This is a genomic window from Sphingobium sp. AP50 (genome assembly GCF_900109095.1).
Lineage (GTDB): Bacteria > Pseudomonadota > Alphaproteobacteria > Sphingomonadales > Sphingomonadaceae > Sphingobium.
The window spans coordinates 1-18,771 of record NZ_FNYZ01000003.1; the positions used below are offsets into that span (position 1 = coordinate 1).

Below are 18,771 nucleotides of genomic sequence, written 5' to 3' on the forward strand. Positions count from 1 at the left end.
GAATGCTCCGTGCAGATGGGGTCATGACCCCATCTGCACGCAATCAACACCTCACATAGGTTTTGATCACCCAATCATCATGCAAGGACGAACGGTTGTGGTTAGATAAATTTATGCTTCCACCCACGCCTTCCCTTGCCACCTCGATCGGTCCGGTGCTCGAAACATTGAGCATTATCGGCACCTTCGTCTTCGCCGCGTCCGGGGCGCTGGCGGCGGCGCGGTTGCGGCAGACGCTCGTCACCTTCGCTTTCTTCGCGCTCGTGACGGGGGTGGGCGGCGGCACGGTGCGCGACCTGCTGATCGGTGCACCGGTCTTCTGGGTGGTGGATGCGGTGCCCGCGATCGCCTGCATGGCGGCGGCGCTGGTCGTCTGGTTCAGCCCCCGCCGCTGGTGGAGCGACCGCGCGCTCGACTGGCTGGACGCGATCGGTCTGGCCGCCTTTGCCGTATTCGGCGCGGCCAAGGCGATGAGCTTCGGCGTCCCGCCCTTCGTCGCGGGGATGATGGGTGTCGTCACCGGCTGCGTCGGCGGCATCATGCGCGATCTGCTGGCGGGCGAGCCGTCGATCCTGCTGCGGCCGGAACTTTATGTGACGGCGGCGGCCTTCGCGTCGGGGCTGTTCGTGGCGCTGCGCTGGATCGGGCTGGATGTGCCGGTCGCCGGCGTGATTGCGGCGCTGCTGGGGTTCGGCCTGCGCGCGGTGGCGATCTGGCGCGGGCTGGGCTTGCCGGGCTATCGGGATGAGAAGTAGGGCGATTTGGTTGGCAAACATATGGACCAATTCTGCACCGTCATCCCCGCGCAGGCGGGGATCCATCTCGCACCATTTCACTTTGTTCAGAGGTCGGGAGATGGGTTCCCGCTTTCGCGGGAATGACGAGAAGGGTGGTTAGGGGACTGTCAGCTTTTGCACAGAGTCAGTGTATAGCCGCCACAGAAATTGCATCAGGGGTGCCGCATGTTTGTCATAGAAGATGAGTCACACGCCGAACATGTTGGGCAGTTTGAGAGCAAAATCGACGCGATAGGTGAATTGCAGCGATTGGCTAAACTCCCATGGGATGAAGCGCCGAATGTTTGCCCCTGTAAAAGTTGGCGGACTTGCGGGCGAAGCTACCACCTAATCGAATACGATACGTCAGGAACCCCATGGCGACAGGTAAGCAATCTCCCCTTTCTCGAAGTATCGGCAGCCGGAATTTTGTGGCTGTCTGGCGTTGAGTGATAAACGTCAGCTTTCAGGTGCGAGAACCTCCAAGCTGACCGGCAACAAATGGTCGTTTGCGCCGAAAGTGCATGTCATATTCGCGCAGAGGCGCGGAGAACGCAGAGTTGGAGTGGTAATTTTCTCTGCGCTCTCTGCGTCTCGGCGCGCAATCTTTCTTTGGTTTGGTTCACGCGGAGGCGCGAAGGCGCGGAGGGGTTGCGCATCTGCTCCGCGTCTTCGCGCCTCCGCGTGAACAATATATGCTGCCTGCGGCGCGACTGCGGCTTAAGGTCGACTATGGTCTTGCCCACCCCGCTGCGACTAACGCGCTGCGCGCGTAAGTCTCGCTAACCCCTCCCGCAGGCGGGAGGGGTGCATCTGTTGCTGTTTTACCGCCACAATCCCGCGAGCAATGCCATCACGCCACGTTCGTCTGCGGCGCTTTGCTGCTTGGGCGCGCCATAGCCGCGGCATTCCAGGCAGTCGGCCCGGATGCCGGCGCCCGTGACCAGCGCTTTCACATCGGACACCGCCTGCATCGCCCAGCCGCGTTGCGCCGCCGCCTGCCGCGCCAGCATGTCGCGGGGCGCGCTGGCGTCTTCCTGCTCGCGCTGCGCGATCGACTGGACGAATTCGGTGAACGGGTCAGGCTTCTTCTCGATCGCATAGGCGCGTGCCTTGGCAGGATCGAGCTTGGCGCGGCGGGCGGCTTCGGCGATCGCGTCTTCCAGGCCGCCGAACCGGTCGACCAGCCCGATCTGGCGCGCGGTGCCGCCGTCCCAGACGCGGCCCTGCGCGATGGCGTCGATCTGTTGCGGGGTCTTGTGGCGCGAGCGGGCGACCAGACCCACGAAGCGGCGATAAATATCCTCGACGCCCAATTGCATGATCTGATCGAATTCCGGGGTGGTGCCGCCCACGACATCGGGCTGGCCCGACAGCGGCGTGGTGCGCACGCCGTCCGTGGTGATGCCCATCTTGGCCAGCGTGCCTTCAAAGCTGGGGATGATGCCGAACACGCCGATCGACCCGGTGATGGTATCCGGTTCGGCAAAGATCACGTCGCCCGGCGTCGACACCCAATAGCCGCCGCTGGCCGCGACATTGGCCATGGAGACGACCACCGGCAGCCCGGCCGCCTTGGCTTGCAGGATCGCGCCGCGAATCTTTTCCGACGCCATCACCGATCCGCCCGGCGAATCGACACGGACGACGAGGGCCTTCAAATCCTTTTCATCGAGCGCGGTCAGCAGCAGGTCGGAAATCGTGTCGCCCGCCGCCGTGCCGGGGCCGCCTTCGCCGTCCACGATATCGCCCGCGACCGTCAGCACGCCGATCTGGCCATCGCCGGAAGGCTTGTGCGCCTTCACATAGGCGGCCAGGTCGATGCTGGCGAAACTGCCCGCCTTGTCGCTGCTGGAGTCGCCCGCGACCTGCGCCACGCGCGCGCCAAAGGCGGCTTCGTCGCCCAGCTTGTCGACCAGCCCCGCCGCCAGCGCGGCCTTGGCAATGTCGCCGCCGGTGGCGCGCGCGGCGCTCAGCGGATCGGCGGCATAGGCGGCGATCTTCGCCTTTGGCCGCGCCTTGGCGACATCATCCTGCCAGTTCTGCCACAGGGCGTCGGCCAGCGCCTGATTGGCCTGCTTGGCTTCGGGCGACTGTTCGGACCGGATATAGGGTTCGACGAAGCTCTTATAGGTGCCGACGCGATAGACATGGGTGTTCACGCCCAGCTTGTCGATCAACCCCTTATAATAGAGGTTGGAGCCGCCCCGGCCCAATATGGCGACACCGCCCAGCGGATCGCTCCACACTTCGCTGGCATGGGCGGCCAGTTGATAGCTGTCGTCGCTGTAGAGCGTGGCATAGGCCAGCACCGGTTTCTTGGCGGCGCGCACGCCGTCCAGCGCCTTGCCCACGCGGGCCATCGCCACCTGACCGCCGCCGGCAAAGCCGTCGAGGTTCAGGACCACCGCCTTCACCTTGGCATCATCCTTCGCGGCGTCGAGCGCGGCGACGATGTCGGACAGGCGATATTCCTTTGTCTCCGGTCCGGAACCGCTGAGCAGGGCCATGGCGCCGACCTCGGCGGGTTGCTCCACGATGCTGCCGTCCAGATCCAGCAGCAACGCGCCGCTGCCGACCTTTTGCGCGGGCTTGGGGGAAAAGGAGAGGGCGGCATAAAGCGCGCCGAAGAAGAGCAGCAGGAGCAGCAGGACCAGTCCGTCCTTGATCGCAACCAATATGCGCCATGCGCCCTTCACAAATGCCAAGTCGGCTGCTCCTTCATCTTGAACCCTTTGGCTATCGCAAGGACGCCCTCGCTGCAATGTGGGGCATGAACAGCCCGCGACAAGCTTGCGCCCACGATTTTGCCCGTTATGGGAAGCACATCATTTGCCGCTATCGTGCAGGAGACGCGCCCTATGCCCACTCTCGTCCTTATCCGTCACGGCCAGTCGGCCTGGAATCTGGAAAACCGCTTCACCGGCTGGTGGGACGTCGATGTGACCGAAAAGGGCGTGGAAGAGGCGCGCGCCGCCGGCCGCCTGCTCAAGGAAAAGGGGCTGGATTTCGACCAATGTTACACTTCGGTCCAGAGCCGCGCGATCAAGACGCTCAATCTGGTGCTGGAGGAAATGGGGCGGCTGTGGCTGCCGGTCGAAAAGGACTGGCGCCTGAATGAACGCCATTATGGCGGCCTCACGGGCCTGAACAAGGCGGAAACAGCGGCCAAGCATGGCGACGCGCAGGTGAAGATCTGGCGCCGCAGCTTCGACATTCCACCGCCGGTGCTGGAAGCGGGCAGCGAGTTCGATCTGGCCGCCGATCGCCGCTATGCCGGCATCCCGATCCCGTCGACCGAAAGCCTCAAGGACACGATCGCCCGCGTGCTGCCCTATTGGGAATCGGTCATCGCGCCTGACCTGAAGGCTGGCAAGCGCGTCGTCATCTCCGCCCATGGCAATTCGCTGCGCGCGCTGGTGAAGCATCTGTCGAACATTCCCGACGATGAGATCACCGAACTGGAAATCCCGACCGGCCAGCCGATCGTCTATGATCTGGCCGACGATCTGACCGCGATCGACCGCTATTATCTGTCGGAGCGCTGATCGCGATCTTTGGAAGTAATTGATCGCGGCGATGTGAAGGGCTGGAAGCTTCGGTTTTCATACGCACAAGTCGCGACTGCGATCTCTGAACGGCTATAAACTTCATTGCCCCTTGGCGACCCGCTCGCTAAGGGGCTTTGCTTTCCGGGCCATCACCATCAGGGGAAAGTATCAAGGCCATGAGCGCAATCGACGTCGGTATCATCATGGGTTCGCGGTCCGACTGGGAAACCATGCGCCACGCCGCCGAAACGCTCGACGCGCTGGGCGTCGCGCATGAATGCAAGGTGGTGTCCGCCCACCGCACCCCGCAGCGCCTCTATGATTATGCCACCGGCGCTGTCGCGCGCGGCCTGAAGGTGATCATCGCCGGTGCCGGCGGCGCCGCGCATCTGCCGGGCATGACCGCATCGATGACGCGCCTGCCGGTGCTGGGCGTGCCGGTCGAGTCCAAGGCGCTGAAGGGCATGGATTCGCTGCTCTCCATCGTCCAGATGCCCGGCGGCATCCCCGTCGCCACGCTGGCCATCGGCAAGCCCGGCGCGATCAATGCGGGCCTGCTGGCCGCCGCCATCCTCGCCACCAATGACGCGGCTCTGGCCGATCGGCTCGATGCCTGGCGTGCCCGCCAGACCGATGCCGTCGCCGAAACCGTCGAAGACTGATAGATAGAAGGCCCATGACGACCATCGCGCCCGGCTCCACCATCGGCATCCTTGGCGGCGGCCAGCTCGGCCGGATGATCGCTATGGCGGCGGCCCAGCTGGGCTATCGCACCAGCATCTATGCGCCGGAGGAAAGCGGCCCGGCCGCCGACGTCTCGCCGCTCTGGACGCGCGGCGCCTATGAGGATGCGCAGGCGCTGGCGTCCTTTGCCGATGGCGTCGATGTCGTCACCTATGAGTTCGAGAATATCGATCCGGCCGCGGTTGAGGTTCTGTCCACCCACGGCCTCGTCCGCCCCGGTGCGCAGGCGCTGCGCGTGGCGCAGGACCGGCTCGCCGAAAAGCGCTTCGTCTGCGATCTGGGCGGGCTGACCGCGCCCTTCGCGCCGGTCGAAAGCCTCGACGATCTGGAAGAGGCGATCGAACAGGTCGGCAGCCGCGCCATCCTGAAGACCAACCGCATGGGCTATGACGGCAAGGGGCAGGCGCGCCTGTCCGAGCCGGGCGATGCGGTCGGCGCCTGGAACGCCATTGGCCGCCAGAGCGCGATCCTGGAAGGCTTCGTCACCTTTGCCGAGGAATTTTCGGTCATCCTGGTGCGCGGCGCCGATGGCGAAGTGCGCTTCTGGGATTCGGCGGCGAATGTTCATGTGAACGGCATTCTTGCCACATCGACCGTGCCCGCCGGGCCGCTGATCGAGGGGCAGATGGAACAGGCCCGCGCGATGGCGAAGCAGATCGCCGACGCATTGGGCTATGTCGGCGTGCTGACCTGCGAATTTTTCGCCAGCGCGGACGGCCCGGTCTTTAATGAAATGGCGCCGCGCGTCCATAATAGCGGTCACTGGACGATCGAGGGCGCGGTGACGAGCCAGTTCGAAAACCATGTCCGCGCCATTTGCGGCCTGCCGCTGGGCGACACCGGCCTTGCCGCGTCGCGCGTGGAGATGCGCAACCTGATCGGCGATGAGGCCAATGCATGGCTGGAGATATTGGGCGATCAGGCCAATCATCTGCACCTCTATGGCAAGCATGAAGCGCGTCCCGGCCGCAAGATGGGGCATGTGACGCGGCTGGTGCTTTAGGTAAAAGCGCCGTCATTCCCGCGAAAGCGGGAACCCATCTCCCAACCTCTGATCGGGGTGAAAAGGCGGGAGCTGGATCCCCGCCTTCGCGGGGATGACGGACGATGAGTGGCAAGGGAGTGACGTTTTGAGTGGGCAGAGCGGAATCACCCTGGTCCTTGCCCGCGCCGACAATGGCGTGATCGGCAAGGATGGCGACCTGCCCTGGCGGCTGCCGGCGGACCTCAAGCATTTCAAGGCGATCACCGCCGGGCACCCCATGATCATGGGGCGCAAGACGTTCGATAGCCTGCCCGGCCTGTTGCCCGGCCGTCGCCATATCGTGCTGACCCGCGATGCCGCATGGGCGAGCGAGGGCGCAGAGGCTGCGCAGGATATCGCAGGCGCGATCGCGCTGGCCGATGCCCCGGTTGCGATGGTGATCGGTGGCGCGGAAATCTATCGCCTGTTCCTGCCGATGGCCGACCGGATCGAACTGACCGAAGTGCATGTCGATGCGGAGGGGGATGCGGCGATTGCCTATCCCGACCCGGCAGGCTGGCAGGAAAGCGCGCGGGACGATCATCCGGCGGTGGATGGGCGACCGGGTTACAGCTTCGTGACGTTCGAGCGGAAGCGCTGATTTTCGTCATTGCGAGCGTAGCGAAGCAATCCACGGCGCGATATTGGATTGCTTCGCTGCGCTCGCAATGACGGTAGGATAGGGCATCCCGTCCATTGCCACACCCGGCCCACCTCCCTATAGGCGCGCCATGGAGCGGCTTTCTAGCGGCGCCCCGATCCCCGCCCATCTGCGCGGGAGCGTCATGGCGCTGGGCAATTTCGATGGGTTTCATGCGGGCCATCAGGCGGTGGTCGGTCGTGCGATCGATCGCGCGCGGGCCGAAGGGCGTCCGGCGATCGTCGCCACCTTCGATCCGCATCCGATGCGGCTGTTCCGGCCCGACACACCCAGCTTTCGCCTGACCACGCTGGACCAGCGCGCCGCATTGTTCGCCCGCGCCGGTGCGGATGCCATGCTGGTGTTCGACTTCACGCCGGAGCTGGCCGCGCTGGACGCCGCCGCCTATGTCCGCCTGCTCACCGATCAGATGGGCGTCGCCGCCGTGGTGACGGGGCAGGACTTCACCTTTGGCAAGGGGCGCAGCGGCACGATCGACAGTTTCGGCCAGTTCGGCCTGTCGGCAGAGGCGATTCCCCCGGTCATGGACGGGGAGGGGGTGATTTCCTCCAGCCGCATCCGCGTCGCGTTGCAGGCGGGCGATTGCGACACCGCCACGCGCCTGCTGACCCGCCCCTTCGCGATCGAGGGGCTGGTGCAGCATGGCGACAAGCTGGGCCGCACCATCGGCTTCCCCACCGCCAATATCGACATGGGGCCGTATCTTCGCCCAGCCTATGGCATTTATGCGGTGCGCGGCCTGCTGCCTGACGGCCGAGTGCTGGATGGCGCCGCCAATCTGGGCATCCGCCCCAGCTTCGATCCGCCCAAGGAATTGCTGGAGCCGCATTTCTTCGACTTCGCCGAAAGCCTCTATGATATGTCGATAGAGGTGCAACTGATCCGCTACCTCCATGGCGAGGTGAAATATGACGGGCTCGACGCGCTGATGGCCGGCATCGCCCGCGATTGCGAGGATGCGCGGCAAATCCTTGCGGGAACGCCTTACCTCGCGTAGGGCACGCTCTCCATTCACCCCGTTCGTCCTGAGTAGCCATTGAGCGAAGTCGAAATGGCGTATCGAAGGACTGGGCTTTGGCGCGGATGCTTCGATACGGGCCTTCGACAAGCTCAGTCCCTACTCAGCGCGAACGGTTTTACGTTCTAGTGCCGGACCCATCATGACCGACCAGCCCGATTATAAATCCACCGTCTTCCTGCCCGTCACCGACTTTCCGATGAAGGCCGGCCTTGCGCAGAAGGAACCGGCCATTGCGGCGAAGTGGGAGGCGATGGACCTCTATGGCAAGCTGCGCGAGAAGCGCGCGGGGCGCGAACGCTTCATCCTGCATGATGGCCCGCCCTACGCCAATGGCGACATCCATATGGGCCATGCGATGAACAAGGTGCTCAAGGACATCATCGTCCGCAGCCAGTCGCTGCTGGGCAAGGATGCGCCCTATGTGCCCGGATGGGATTGCCACGGCCTGCCGATCGAATGGAAGATCGAGGAGGAATATCGCAAGAAGAAGCTGAACAAGGATGAGGTGCCCGCCGCCGAATTCCGCGCCCAGTGCCGCGCCTATGCCGACAAATGGGTGGGCGTGCAGAAGGATCAGTTCAAGCGTCTGGGCGTGATGGGCGATTGGGCCGATCCGTACCTGACCATGAAGTTCGATGCCGAAGCGACGATCGTGGGCGAATTGCTGAAGTTCGCGGAAAGCGGCCAGCTCTATCGCGGCGCCAAGCCCGTCATGTGGTCGCCGGTGGAGAAGACCGCGCTGGCCGAAGCCGAGGTCGAATATGAAGACGTCACCTCGACCCAGATCGACGTGGCGTTCGAGATCGTCGAAGCGCCCAACGCGCCGGAGCTGGTCGGCGCGCATGCGGTGATCTGGACGACGACGCCCTGGACGATCCCTGTCAATCAGGCGATCGCTTATGGGGAAGAGGTCGAGTATTCGGAATTGCTGGTGTGGCCGGCTGATCTGCCTTTGGAGACTATGTCTCGGGAAGAGAAGATCGCTACCGCTGCAATCATTTTGGTGGCGACGGATCTGGTCCCGGCTGTCGTGGAGCGACTGCACATCATCGCTATGGTGCAACGCAAGTGGAAAGGCACCGACCTCGCCGGCGCGATCACCCGGCATCCGATGCACGCGCTGGGCGGCTTTTTCGCCAGGCCGCGTCCGCTGCTGCCGGCCGACCATGTCACGACCGATGCGGGTACGGGCCTCGTCCATATGGCGCCCGACCATGGTGAGGAGGATTTCCTTGCCTGCAAGAAACTCGGGATCGATCCGGTCTTTGCGGTCAATGATGCGGGCTTCTATCGCGACGACTGGGACTGGCTGCCGGGGCAGGGCAGCGTCATCAACACCAAGTTCAATGGTCCCGATGGCCCGATCTGCACCGATCTGCGTGGCGTCGGCGCGCTGCTGAGCGCCAGCGACTTCCGCCACAGCTATCCGCATAGCTGGCGGTCTAAGGCGCGCATCATCTATCGCTGCACCCCGCAATGGTTCATCCCCATGGATAAACCGCAGGAAGCCGTGCTGGCGGACGTCGATGGCGGCGTGATGCCGACCCCGATCGTCACCGGCAACGGCCCGACGCTGCGCGAAATCGCCCTCGACGCGATCGAGCAGACCCGCTGGGTGCCGGAGCGGTCGACCAACCGCATCCGCTCCATGGTGGAAGGCCGCCCCGACTGGGTGATCAGCCGCCAGCGCGCCTGGGGCGTGCCGATCGCCCTCTATGTCCATCGCAAGAGTGGGCAATATCTGGTCGATCCGGCGGTCAATGCCCGCATCATCGAAGCGTTCAAGGGCGCCGGTGCGGACGCCTGGTTCGGCGCGGATCATCAGGCGCTGCTCGGTCCCGATTATGACCTCAACGACTATGAGGTCGTGAACGACATTCTGGACGTCTGGTTCGACAGCGGCTCGACCCACAGCTTCGTGGTCGAGGGCCGCTATGGCGAAGGCGTGCGCGCCGACCTCTATATCGAGGGTTCGGACCAGCATCGCGGCTGGTTCCAGTCCTCGCTGCTCGAAAGCTGCGGCACGCGCGGTCGCGCGCCCTATGGCGCGGTGCTGACCCATGGCTTCGCGCTGGACGGTACGGGCAAGAAAATGTCCAAGAGCCTTGGCAATGTGGTCGATCCGCTCAAGATCATGAGCGAGAGCGGCGCGGACATTTTGCGCGTCTGGGTCGCCAGCACCGACTATTTCGATGACGTGCGCATCGGCAAGGAAGTGCTGGCCGGTTCGTCCGACGCCTATCGCAAATTGCGCAATACATTCCGCTACATGCTGGGTGCTCTTTCCGACTATGATGAAGAGACGGAAGCGGTGTCCTATGCCGACATGCCGGAGCTGGAGCGTTATATGCTCCATCGTCTGGCCCAGTTGGATGCGGAACTGCGCGCTGTGGTCGACAAGGCCGCGAAGAGCGAGAACTGGCTGGAGTTCAGCCGCTACACCCGCGCGATCTTCGATTTCGCGAACAGCGACCTGTCGGCCTTCTTCTTCGATATCCGCAAGGATTGCCTCTATTGCGATGCGAAGAGCGATCCCAAGCGGCGCGCCTATCGCACCCTGCTCGACACGCTGTTCCACGCGCTGGTCCGTTATGTCGCGCCGATCATCCCCTTCACCGCTGAGGAAGTATGGCAAAGCCGCTTCCCAAGTGACGAGGATAGCGTCCATTTCCTCGAATGGCCGGAAGTCGATCATCACTGGATCAACAGCCACCTGAACGACAAATGGGGCGAACTGCGCTACCAGCGCGAGCAGGTGAACGAGGCGATCGAGCCCTTCCGTCGGGAAAAGGTGATCCGCTCCAGTCTGGAAGCCGACGTCACCATGGGTGAAATGCTGCCCAGCGACGGTGTGAACTTCGCCGAAATCGCCATCGTCGCCAGGATCGAAATGGGCGTGGGCGACGGCATCATCGTCAAGCCCAGCGACTGGCACAAATGCGGCCGCTGCTGGCGCCTGCTGCCGGAGGTCGAGGAAGACGGCACGCTCTGCAACCGCTGCGACGATGTGCTGAAGGCGTGACGGAGAGGGCGGGCCTGAAAACGGTTCGCCCTTACTGAAACAAGTTCATCGTGACGTCATTTCCAGGCTGAGATAAACGCAACCATGCCTACGCCATCCATCAACCATCGCCCGCTGGGGCTGACCGTCGCGATCGTGACGCTCGCGCTGGACCAGCTCGTCAAATATACCGTCACCTATCCGCTGGCGCTCAAGAGCCGACTGGACGAGGGGATCGAGATATTGCCGATCTTCCGCCTGCGCTGGCTGGAAAATCGCGGCGTTTCCATGGGCTTCTTCCATGCCGATACCGATATGGCGCGCTGGGCGCTGGTTGGCATGACCTTCCTGATCGCCGCCTTTGTGGGCGTGTGGATGTGGCGGGAACGCGCGCGGCAGGATGTCGCGGCGCTGGGCATGGTGCTGGGCGGCGCGATCGGCAATATCGTGGATCGCGTGCGCCTCGGCTATGTCGTTGATTATGCGGATCTGCATTTCGGCGAATGGCGGCCTTTCCTGATTTTCAACCTGGCGGACGCCGCCATCACGATCGGCGTGCTGATCCTGCTTGCGCGGGCGCTGCTGCTGCGCGACAAGGGCGCAAAGACGGAGACTTTGAAGTGAAGCGTAACCTGATCCTCGCCGCTGGCCTTGTTGCATCCCTGTCCGCCTGTGGCGGCGGCGGTGGCCTGTTCAATCGCGCGCGCCCCGACGAATTCGCCGTCTCGCGTCAGGCGCCGCTGGTCGTGCCGCCCGATTTCGCACTGGTGCCGCCGGCGCCGGGCACTCCGGCCGCCGCTGCGGTCGATTCGCGCAGTGAAGCGATGCAGGCGATGTTCGGCGGCCCCGCCGCCCGCAGCGCGGGTGAAACCGCGGCGCTGACCGCCGCCGGTCGCGCCAATGCGGCCGCTGGCATCCGCTCGTCGGCTGGTGATCCGGCGACCGAAGTGGTCGACAAGGGCAGCACCACCCGCGACATCATCGCCGCGCCGGAAGGTGACGGGCAGGACGCACGCGCCGCCACGCCGAACTGATTAATATCAGGGAAGGGGACCTTGGTGGTCCCCTTCCTCGACCAGAGCCTTGAGCCGGGCGAGGGTGCCGTCCCATTGGGCGCTCACTTCGTCCAGCCAATGGCATGCCGCCTCGATCGCGTCGCGCCGCAGCGCATATTGGACCTCCCGCCCGCTGCGGCGGCGATGAACCAATCCGGCGCCATGCAGCACGCTCAGATGCTTGGTGACGGCCTGCCTGCTCATCGGCAGCCCGTCGCCTAGCTGCGCGATCGACCGTTCCCGGCCATCGGACAGGCGCCGGACCAGCCCCAGTCGCGTCGAATCGCCCAGCGCGGAGAAGAGCGAGGCCGGTTCAGCCGCTGACATAGCGCCGGACATTCTGGACCTGCTCGGCCCAGCCGCCGTCATTGGAGCGCAGGATATTCGACCGACGCGGTTCCGGCACGGCATCGAAACCGCTTTCGACCACGGTCAGTCGCGTGCCCGTCGTGATCGGCTCCAGCAGGAATTCGACCAGCGTCCATTCCGGCACGCCATTGCGGATCGCCTCCTCATCCCCGCCGGTCGCCGGCCATTCGAAGGCGAAGCGCGTCATCGGCTCGATCGCGACGGTGCGCGATTCCCAGGGGAAATGCTCATAGCCCGGATAGGTCATGTGCCCGGTCGTGCTCTGGCCCACGATAAAGGGTTGGTCGAGCGCAACCTGAAACCAGGCGCCGAATTTTTCATGATCGGTGATGGCGTCCCAGACTGCCTCTACGGGCGCGGCGATTTCGATCGTCTTGATGATGCTGTCGGTCATATAGGCAACCTCCTGGTTGCTTATATGACCTGCTTCGTCGATTGGCGCAATAACATCGATATTTGTTTCTATATCGCAATGAAAATATCAATGATAAACAAACTATAATTTCAAAAGTTCCATTTATGTAAAACAATAGTATTTTTATGTAAAATATAAGAAGATGATACTGAATTATTATTTAATGATATTTTTTAAAATGATCTTAGAGGCAATGGTGTCTTTTGTATTGGCGGGGAGTATTTTGTCTGGAGGATGAAATGTCCGTATTGAAAAGCATGCCGAAACTTGCTTCTGCGGCTCTGATACTGGCTGCTGGCCTGGCGGCATCAACGCCGTCATTCGCTCAACTCAAATTGCAAAACAGCCCGATCCGGGTGCAGGTCGGCAATGGGCCGACATTGATCGGATCGTCTACGCCCAACAGCGGTATCGGTGTCAGTATCCTGTCCAATCAGGTCGGCACCCATAATGGCACGAGCATTCGCTTGTTGGGTGACGAAACGATTGCAGGGCTCAATACCAATTTGCTGGGCACCAACGGCAGCGGGGAAACGACTCTGCTGCTCTCGCTCAATCCGACGAAGAAATAAGGTCAGCGAGCATGGGAGGGCCGTTTCCGGTCCTCCCTGCTTTTTGGCAAGCCATGCATATCCTGCGCCTTTTTCTGATCATCTTGTCCGTCTTCATGGGCGCTCCGATACTCAGCGCGCAGGTGGCGCCTGATCAGGCGGGGAATGTCCAAGAAGCGGGCCTGTTTCCGTCGCCGGACGTCGCGATCCGGAAGATTGTGATAAAGGGCAGCAGGATTTCCGCTGATCTCGACCGGGCGGTGAAGCCATTTGAGGGCAAGGCAGCGAGTGAAGCGGCTCTGCGCGAAATCGCCGACGTGCTGGCGCGCACTTATAACCTCAGTGACATCGCGATATTCAACATCAGCCTGGACAGCTTCACGCCCGCCGATGGTGTGTTGCAAATCCATGTGCAGGAAGGCCATGTCGAAAAAATCCAGGTTGATGGTGATGTGACGGCAAAACGGGCGCAGCGCCATGTGCGAGCGATTGCTGCTCCGCTTGCGCTATCATCGCCGTTGCGCAAATCAGCGCTACAACGGGTGTTGCGCCAGATTGCCGATATGCAGGGCAACAGGGTGGAGGCGGACATGATCGGCGGCCAGGCTCCCGGCGGGTTGGTGCTGCGTTTCACGGTGCAGCGCGCAAAGCCCAGATGGTCGATCGGCTTCGACAATGGCGGCACGCAGATTTTCGGTCGGCCGCAGGCGCGTGTCGGCGCGGGATATGACAATGTGCTGACCGGTGGCGATCGAATCGACATGCTCTATAGCCGCCTGCTCAGTAGCAAGGGCGAAGCTATGGGGGCGACTTATATGGCGCCTCTGGGCGTAGATGGGCTGCAACTATCCTTGACGGCGGCGCATGGCCGGACGGAATTGGCCGATTACGAATTGAAGGCGCGTACAACCACCTTGTCCACGACGTTGTCCTACCCGTTGCATAGCGGAGTCGCGACAGCACTGTCGGCGAGTGCCGCGCTGGAAATGCAGCAAAGTCATCTTGATATAATCGGCCTTCGTTTGATCACGGAAAATGTGCGGATCGGTCGATTGGGGCTGAACTGGTCCAAGGCGAATGCACAGGCGCGATCGGAGATTGGCGTTTCCGTCTCCCGATCCATCGATTTGCCAGGTGCACAGACCAGTTGGTTCATCACCGACCGGCGTTTCACCAAATTGCGCGTTAGTGCTGCCTATCATCGTCTGATCGACCGTAATGTCATCGTCCGTCTCTTGGCTACCGGCCAGTATAGCAAGGATGCATTGCCGAGTGCGGAAGCCTTCTTTCTGGGGGGCGACAGCTATGGGCGGGGGTTTGAACCGGCGATAGTGAGCGGTGACAGCGGCATTGCGGGCAATATGGAACTCGCCTGGGCGCCGCCGGCGTCCAAAAGCGGCCGTCGTGCCGAATTCTACGCCTATGTCGATGGGGGGCGGGTGACATATAATGCCCGGCCGATATCCTATCGCGCGACCTATGGACTTGCGTCGACTGGGGCCGGGGTCAGAGTGCGCGATGGGCTGTTGCGCATGGACTTGTCCGCCAATCGCGTAATAAAAGACCCCTATGTCGGATTTGGCGATCGTTGGCGCTTGTCCGTCAGTGCGTCCTTGTCCTGGCCTTGATGGTGGCGGCTATTCAGATAGCGCGCGAAGCTGGCAATGCTGAGAGGCAAGGGAATGGTTTCCGGCGACCGGGCCGTTGCTTCAGGCAGTGAAAATAACTGGAAGAACTCGGCGATCATGTCTTCAATATCTTCCGGATCGATGCTGGCGTCCTTTTCCAGATCGTCATCGGGGTGCGGCAATATGTCGCCCTCGCCATAATAAGGGCTGATGGCGTCCCATAGGAATTCCGCCACAGGCTCCGCGATGCCGGATGCGACCAGCCCGTCGATCATCGCCCATGGCGCCATGCCATCCCGCTTCGCGGCCAGGCGTCTGGCCTGACGCTTCGCATGCCAATGGCCGCACAGGATCAAGCCGCCCATGCCCAGCCACACGCCGAGCAGCAGCTTGACGACGAGCGTCAGGCCCGCGCCTCCGCGCCCACGCTGTTGTGGCGAAGCGCGGTGAGCACCGTGTCGACGATCGCATCGGCATCGAGGCGCGCATCGGCATATTGTTTTTCGGGCTTGTCCTGATCCTGGAACAGGTCGGGCAGGCGCATGGTGCGCAGTTTCAGGCCATTGTCGATCAGGCCAGCGTCACTGGCGAGCGTCAGCACATGGGCGCCCAGGCCGCCGATCGCACCTTCCTCGATCGTCACGGCGACTTCATGCGTGGTCAGCAGCTTGCGGATCAACGCTTCGTCCAGCGGCTTGGCGAAGCGCAGGTCGGCGACGGTGGTGGACAGGCCCTTGGCCTCCAGCACTTCGGCGGCTTTCAGGGCTTCTTCGAGTCGGGTGCCCAGCGAAAGGATAGCGACCTGACGCCCTTCGCGCACGATCCGGCCCTTGCCGATTTCCAGCGCTTCGGGAACCGTCGGCATGTCGACGCCGGTGCCATTGCCGCGCGGATAGCGCACGGCGATCGGCCCGCTGTCATGCACGGCGCAGGTGTGGACCATATGGATCAGTTCGGCCTCGTCCGCCGCCGCCATCACCACCATATTGGGCAGGGTGGCGAGATAGGTGACGTCGAAGCTGCCCGCATGGGTGGAGCCGTCGGCACCGACCAGACCGGCGCGGTCGATGGCGAAGCGGACGGGGAGATTCTGGATCGCCACATCATGCACGACCTGATCATAGGCGCGTTGCAGGAAGGTGGAGTAGATGGCGCAGAAGGGGCGCATGCCTTCCGCCGCGAGGCCCGCAGCGAAGGTCACGGCATGCTGTTCGGCAATCCCCACGTCGAAGATGCGGTCGGGGAAGGCCAGTTCGAACTTGTCGAGGCCGGTGCCAGACGGCATGGCAGCGGTGATGGCGCAGACTTTGGGGTCGCGCTGCGCTTCGGCGATCAGTGCCTGCGCGAAGACATTGGTATAGCTGGGCGGGCCGGGAGGCGCCTTCGCCTGCGCGCCGGTGATGACGTCGAATTTCTGGACGCCATGATATTTGTCCGCCGCCGCTTCGGCCGGGCCATAGCCCTTGCCCTTTTGCGTGACGACATGGACCAGACAGGGCCCTTCGGCCGCATCGCGGACATTTTCCAGAACCGGGATCAACTGGTCCAGATTATGGCCGTCGACCGGGCCGACATAATAGAAGCCCAATTCCTCGAACAGGGTGCCGCCCATCGCCATGCCGCGCGCAAATTCATCGGTCTTGCGCGCCGCATTGTGGAGCGGACGGGGCAGCTTGCGCACCAGACGCTTGGCCAGGTCGCGCAAGCCCAGAAATTCGCGGCTCGACACCAGACGGGCGAGATAGGCGGAAAGGCCCCCGACCGGCGGCGCGATCGACATATCATTGTCGTTCAGGATCACGACCAGCCGGTTGCCCGCGTCACAGGCATTGTTCATCGCCTCATAGGCCATGCCCGCCGACATCGCGCCGTCGCCGATCACGGCAATGCCCTTGCCGGGACGGTCCTGCATCTTGTTGGCGATGGCGAAGCCCAGCGCCGCGCTGATCGAGGTGGAACTGTGCGCCGCGCCGAAGGGGTCATATTCGGATTCGGCCCGCTTGGTGAAGCCGGACAGGCCACCACCCTGACGCAGGGTGCGGATGCGATCGCGCCGCCCGGTCAATATCTTGTGCGGATAGCATTGATGGCCGACGTCCCAGACCAGCTTGTCGCCCGGCGTATCGAACACATAATGGATCGCCGTGGTCAGTTCCACCACGCCAAGGCCCGACCCCAGATGGCCACCGGTTACGCCCACCGCCGCAATGGTTTCCGCGCGCAACTCATCGGCCAGTTGACGCAATTGGTCGGGCTGGAGCTTGCGCAGGTCGTCGGGGGTGCGAACGGTATCGAGCAACGGGGTAGCAGGTTCGGACATGGGAAGGTGCCTACTCGTTTTCCTGCGCCAAGTCGAACCCTTGCGACGTTTTTGACGGCGCTAAAGCCTCGATCAGGGCCACGGCTTGGGCGAATCGCGCGTCCCAGTCGCCACCGACCGATGCCCAGCGCACGCCGCTCGTCTCCAGCATCGTCTGGCAGATCGCGGCGAAACGGGCGCGCGCCCTGTCTTCGCCATAGACGCGGACCTCATCGGGCACCCACCGGACATCGGCTTCCATCAGCAGATAGAGATCGGCCTTGGGATGGGAGAGGAGTTCGGTCGGGACGTGGCCGATCATCATCTCCGCCCAGGCGGCGGTCATCAGCGAATCGGTGTCTGAAAAGAGGAAGCCATTGGCCTTTGGTAGCGCCGCTTCGATCATCGTCGCCTGTGTCCGGCCGATCAGCAGCAGGTCGGCCTCGTCCATTTCCACGCCATGCGTCTCGGCATGGGTGCGGCCATATTCGGATACCCAGATCGTGTCGAAATGGCGGGCCAGCCGATCCGCCAGCACCGATTTTCCTGTGCTTTCCACGCCATGCAGAACGATAGACACGCTCATGCCGGCGCGCGCTCCATCGTGCGGCGCCATGCCATCAGGCCCCAGAGCGCGATGACGAAGAAGAGGGCATAGAGGATCGATGTCGCGATCAGGCCCCGGCTCCAGAACAGGCCGGTCGCCAGCGCATCGACCACGACCCACAAGATCCAGCTTTCGACCTTCCGCTGCGACTGGAGGATTTGCGCGGCTACGCTCATGCCCGCGATGGTCGCATCGGCGAAGGGCGCGGCGGCGTCGGTAAAGCGGGCCATCATGCTGCCCCATGCCACCGCCGCGAGTGCCGTGCCGGCCAGCCAGAGCACGCGCGCCATGGCGCTCAGCCGCTCCACGGCAATGCCGCCATCGTCGGTCTTGCGGCTATGCACCCAGTTCCACCAGCCATAGAGGTTGATGACCAGAAAGAAGATCTGGAGCAGCGCGTCGCTATAGAGTTTCGCGTCGAGGAAGACGAAGAAATAGAGCGTCACCATCGCGATGGCGAACGGGTAGTTCCACAGCGATCGGCGCGCGACGAGGATGATATTGACCAGCCCCAGCGCGGCCGCGATCCATTCGATCATGGTCATGGCAGGCGGCGAAGCCCCGTCAATGGGCGTTGCAGGTGCCGCGCATCTCGATCACCGCGCGCTTCGGCGTGAAGCCGGCCTTGTCGGCGGCGGCGCGCAGCGAGGAGGTGATCGGATCATTGTCGATATGCGTCACCTGCCCGCATTCGTCGCAGACCAGGAAGATGCAGTCATGATGACAGCCCGGATGGGCGTTGGCGATATAGGCGTTGGCGCTTTCAACCCGCATGGCGATGTTGTTCGCCACGAACAGGTCGAGGATGCGATAGACGCTGTTCGGCGCGACCCGCTTGCCGCGCGCCTTGGACACATTGTCGGCAATGTCATAGGCGGAGGCGGGCTTTTCCTCGGCCGCCAGCGCATCGAAAATGGCGGCGCGCATCGGCGTCCATTGTTCGTTCTGCGCCTCCAGCGTGGCGCGTGCGGCATTGGCCAGCTTCGCGCCGGTCGGTTCCTGATGATGATGGTGATCGTGGTCGGCCATGGTCTCTAATCTATGCGCAGCCAGGGGTTCCGGCAAGGGG

The 18,771-nt window shown here is 63.0% G+C and carries 19 protein-coding genes; 11 read left to right on the top strand and 8 right to left on the bottom strand.

From position 1 onward, the window contains the following. The first annotated feature begins 113 nt into the window (after positions 1 to 113). Complete coding sequence (locus BMY84_RS07935; RefSeq protein WP_093082809.1) at positions 114 to 755, top strand: trimeric intracellular cation channel family protein; 642 nt, start codon at positions 114 to 116, stop codon at positions 753 to 755. 845 nt (positions 756 to 1,600) lie between these two features. Here the strand turns inward: BMY84_RS07935 and sppA are convergent. After that, positions 1,601 to 3,484, bottom strand: coding sequence for a signal peptide peptidase SppA (gene sppA / locus BMY84_RS07940; protein ID WP_093082812.1), 1,884 nt, complete (start codon positions 3,482 to 3,484; stop codon positions 1,601 to 1,603). A 153-nt stretch (positions 3,485 to 3,637) separates the two neighbouring features. On the opposite strand from sppA, the gene gpmA reads away from it, so the two are divergent. The 8 genes from gpmA (at position 3,638) to BMY84_RS07980 (ending at position 11,812) form a co-directional block, all read left to right on the top strand. Continuing rightward, complete coding sequence (gene gpmA, locus BMY84_RS07945) at positions 3,638 to 4,324, top strand: 2,3-diphosphoglycerate-dependent phosphoglycerate mutase (protein ID WP_093012867.1); 687 nt, start codon at positions 3,638 to 3,640, stop codon at positions 4,322 to 4,324. A gap of 179 nt (positions 4,325 to 4,503) precedes the next feature. Further along, positions 4,504 to 4,989, top strand: coding sequence for a 5-(carboxyamino)imidazole ribonucleotide mutase (gene purE, locus BMY84_RS07950; protein WP_093082814.1), 486 nt, complete (start codon positions 4,504 to 4,506; stop codon positions 4,987 to 4,989). Between the two features lie 14 nt (positions 4,990 to 5,003). Next, entirely contained in the window at positions 5,004 to 6,074 is a 1,071-nt protein-coding gene (locus tag BMY84_RS07955) for a 5-(carboxyamino)imidazole ribonucleotide synthase (RefSeq protein WP_093082817.1), read from the top strand. 127 nt (positions 6,075 to 6,201) lie between these two features. Then, positions 6,202 to 6,696 carry a dihydrofolate reductase gene (locus BMY84_RS07960; protein ID WP_256215150.1) on the top strand — a complete coding sequence of 165 codons (495 nt, stop codon included), beginning with the start codon at positions 6,202 to 6,204 and terminating at the stop codon, positions 6,694 to 6,696. Positions 6,697 to 6,826: 130 nt separating this feature from the next. Next, complete coding sequence (locus tag BMY84_RS07965; RefSeq protein ID WP_093082822.1) at positions 6,827 to 7,753, top strand: bifunctional riboflavin kinase/FAD synthetase; 927 nt, start codon at positions 6,827 to 6,829, stop codon at positions 7,751 to 7,753. Between the two features lie 163 nt (positions 7,754 to 7,916). Next, positions 7,917 to 10,799 carry an isoleucine--tRNA ligase gene (gene ileS / locus BMY84_RS07970; RefSeq protein WP_093082824.1) on the top strand — a complete coding sequence of 961 codons (2,883 nt, stop codon included), beginning with the start codon at positions 7,917 to 7,919 and terminating at the stop codon, positions 10,797 to 10,799. Positions 10,800 to 10,883: 84 nt separating this feature from the next. Next, entirely contained in the window at positions 10,884 to 11,402 is a 519-nt protein-coding gene (lspA, locus tag BMY84_RS07975) for a signal peptidase II (protein ID WP_093082827.1), read from the top strand. Next, entirely contained in the window at positions 11,399 to 11,812 is a 414-nt protein-coding gene (locus BMY84_RS07980) for a DUF3035 domain-containing protein (RefSeq protein WP_093012847.1), read from the top strand. Before lspA ends, BMY84_RS07980 begins: the two co-directional genes overlap by 4 nt. 6 nt (positions 11,813 to 11,818) lie before the next feature. Here BMY84_RS07980 and BMY84_RS07985 read toward each other — a convergent pair whose 3' ends face one another. Further along, complete coding sequence (locus BMY84_RS07985; RefSeq protein WP_256215151.1) at positions 11,819 to 12,172, bottom strand: ArsR/SmtB family transcription factor; 354 nt, start codon at positions 12,170 to 12,172, stop codon at positions 11,819 to 11,821. Beyond that, on the bottom strand, positions 12,147 to 12,596 hold the full coding sequence (locus BMY84_RS07990) for an SRPBCC family protein (protein ID WP_093082829.1): 450 nt from the start codon (positions 12,594 to 12,596) through the stop codon (positions 12,147 to 12,149). Before BMY84_RS07990 ends, BMY84_RS07985 begins: the two co-directional genes overlap by 26 nt. Before the next feature lie 260 nt (positions 12,597 to 12,856). Here BMY84_RS07990 and BMY84_RS07995 point away from each other — a divergent pair, with 260 nt between their 5' ends. Then, a complete protein-coding gene (locus tag BMY84_RS07995; protein WP_093082831.1) occupies positions 12,857 to 13,189 on the top strand; it encodes a hypothetical protein in 333 nt (110 codons plus the stop codon). 53 nt (positions 13,190 to 13,242) lie between these two features. Beyond that, a complete protein-coding gene (locus tag BMY84_RS08000) occupies positions 13,243 to 14,796 on the top strand; it encodes a ShlB/FhaC/HecB family hemolysin secretion/activation protein (protein ID WP_177203942.1) in 1,554 nt (517 codons plus the stop codon). Here BMY84_RS08000 and BMY84_RS08005 read toward each other — a convergent pair. The 5 genes from BMY84_RS08005 to BMY84_RS08025 form a co-directional block, all read right to left on the bottom strand. Next, positions 14,736 to 15,071, bottom strand: coding sequence for a hypothetical protein (locus BMY84_RS08005; RefSeq protein ID WP_143075006.1), 336 nt, complete (start codon positions 15,069 to 15,071; stop codon positions 14,736 to 14,738). The genes BMY84_RS08000 and BMY84_RS08005 overlap by 61 nt on opposite strands. A gap of 128 nt (positions 15,072 to 15,199) precedes the next feature. After that, positions 15,200 to 17,116 carry a 1-deoxy-D-xylulose-5-phosphate synthase gene (gene dxs, locus BMY84_RS08010; RefSeq protein WP_093082839.1) on the bottom strand — a complete coding sequence of 639 codons (1,917 nt, stop codon included), beginning with the start codon at positions 17,114 to 17,116 and terminating at the stop codon, positions 15,200 to 15,202. 10 nt (positions 17,117 to 17,126) lie between these two features. Beyond that, on the bottom strand, positions 17,127 to 17,681 hold the full coding sequence (locus tag BMY84_RS08015) for an AAA family ATPase (protein WP_093083389.1): 555 nt from the start codon (positions 17,679 to 17,681) through the stop codon (positions 17,127 to 17,129). Next, the gene (gene pnuC / locus BMY84_RS08020) at positions 17,678 to 18,247 is read right to left on the bottom strand and encodes a nicotinamide riboside transporter PnuC (protein ID WP_093082841.1); all 570 of its coding nucleotides are present in this window, start codon (positions 18,245 to 18,247) and stop codon (positions 17,678 to 17,680) included. The genes BMY84_RS08015 and pnuC overlap by 4 nt, the downstream gene beginning before the upstream one ends. Before the next feature lie 19 nt (positions 18,248 to 18,266). Continuing rightward, positions 18,267 to 18,731, bottom strand: coding sequence for a Fur family transcriptional regulator (locus tag BMY84_RS08025; protein ID WP_093012825.1), 465 nt, complete (start codon positions 18,729 to 18,731; stop codon positions 18,267 to 18,269). Between the last annotated feature and the right edge of the window lie 40 nt (positions 18,732 to 18,771).